The organism is Streptomyces sp. RP5T (assembly GCF_003933965.1).
GTDB lineage: Bacteria > Actinomycetota > Actinomycetes > Streptomycetales > Streptomycetaceae > Streptomyces.
The window spans coordinates 1-1,553 of sequence record NZ_RSAJ01001042.1 but is presented as its reverse complement, the minus strand read 5'-3'; the positions used below and the strand labels follow the sequence as shown (position 1 = coordinate 1,553).

The 1,553-nt window shown below is 74.2% G+C and carries 1 protein-coding gene; it reads right to left on the bottom strand.

From position 1 onward, the window contains the following. Positions 1-1,553, bottom strand: a 1,553-nt coding sequence (locus tag EHS43_RS44295; protein ID WP_148104329.1) for a 3'-5' exonuclease, incomplete at both ends; no start/stop codon positions are given.

The following is a 1,553-nucleotide window of genomic DNA, read 5'->3' as shown; positions in this document are numbered from 1 at the left end:
GTGTCGGGGTCGTGCACGGCCGCGGGGTGGGTGTCGGTGTGGGCGGCCAGGTGCTCGAGGTGGTCCAGGACCGTCTGGGCGGCGGCCCGGCGCCGGGCGAGGGCCAGGTCGTCCAGGGGCAGGGGCCAGACCTGGTCCTCGGTCCGGCTGAGCAGCGCGGGGTTCTCCGCGTTCTCGGCGGGCTCCTCGGCCCACGCCTCGATCTCGCCGTGGCCGGCGGTGCAGTGGTCGTGCAGGGCCTGGAGGAAGTCGGAGGGTCCTCGTGGCTTCTTCTGGGTGGGCCCCCACCAGTGGCCGGAGCCGAGCAGGAGGGACCGGGGCCGGGTGAAGGTGACGTAGCCGAGGCGGAGTTCCTCGGTGTGCTGGTGGTCCTTCATGGCCTCGTGGAAGGCCTTCATGCCTCGCGCGTCCCAGGAGGTGATGTCGGGGAGGGTCTCGGTGTCGCCGCGCAGCGCGTGCGGCAGCACCTTGCCCTGGGCGGTCCACTTCTCGCGTCCCTGGGTGCTCGGGAACGTCCCGGTGACCAGGCCGGGAACGGCGACGACGTCCCACTCCAGGCCCTTGGACTTGTGAGCGGTGAGCACCTTGACGGTGTTCTCGCCGCCGGGCAGGGCGTTGTCGAGGCCCTTCTCGTACTGGGCGGCGGTGCGCAGGAAGCCGAGGAAGGCCAGGAGGGTCGCCTCGTTGTCGCCGGCCGCGAAGGAGGCGGCGATGTCGAGGAAGTTGGACAGGGTCTCGCGGCGCCGGGCGGCCAGGGCGTGCGGGGACGCCGACAGCTCGACCTCCAGGCCGGTGACGGCGAGGACGCGGTGCAGGACGTCCATCAAGGGGTCGGCGAGCGAGCGGCGCAGGTCGCGCAGTTCGGCGGCCAGGCGCGCGAACCGTACGCGCGCGTCCGGCGAGAAGGGCAGCCCGTCGTCGTCCTCGTCGGCGCTGTGCAGGGGCGTCTCCAGGAAGGTCTCCAGGGCGTCGGCGAGCGATATCACCTCGGCCGGGTCGACCCCCTCGACGGCCTCGGCGAGGCGGCGGTCGGGGTCGTCGTCGCCGTCCACGCGCGTGTGGGACACCAGACGCCGGGCGCGCCTGCCGAGGAGGGCCAGGTCGCGCGGGCCGATGCGCCAGCGCGGGCCGGTCAGCAGGCGGACCAGGGCGGCGTTGGCGCCGGGGTCCTGGAGGACCTCGCAGACGGAGACCAGGTCGGCGACCTCGGGCAGGTGCAGCAGCCCCGAGAGACCGACCACCTCCACCGGGACGTCCCGCTCGACGAGGGCGCCCTGGATCTCGGCGAAGTCGGTCGCGGTACGGCACAGGACGGCGATCTCGCCGGGCTCCTTCCCGGTCCGTACGAGGTGGGCGATCGAGTCGGCGAGCCAGTCGATCTCCTCGGCGTGGGTGGGCAGGAGGGCGCAGCGCACCAGGCCGTCGCGTTCGGCGCCGGGTGCCGGGCGGAGGGCCTCCACGCCCGCGTGCATGGCGCGCAGGGGTTCGGCGAGGCCGTTGGCGAGGTCCAGGAGGCGGCCGCCGCTGCGGCGGTTCTCGCTGAGCGCCTGGCG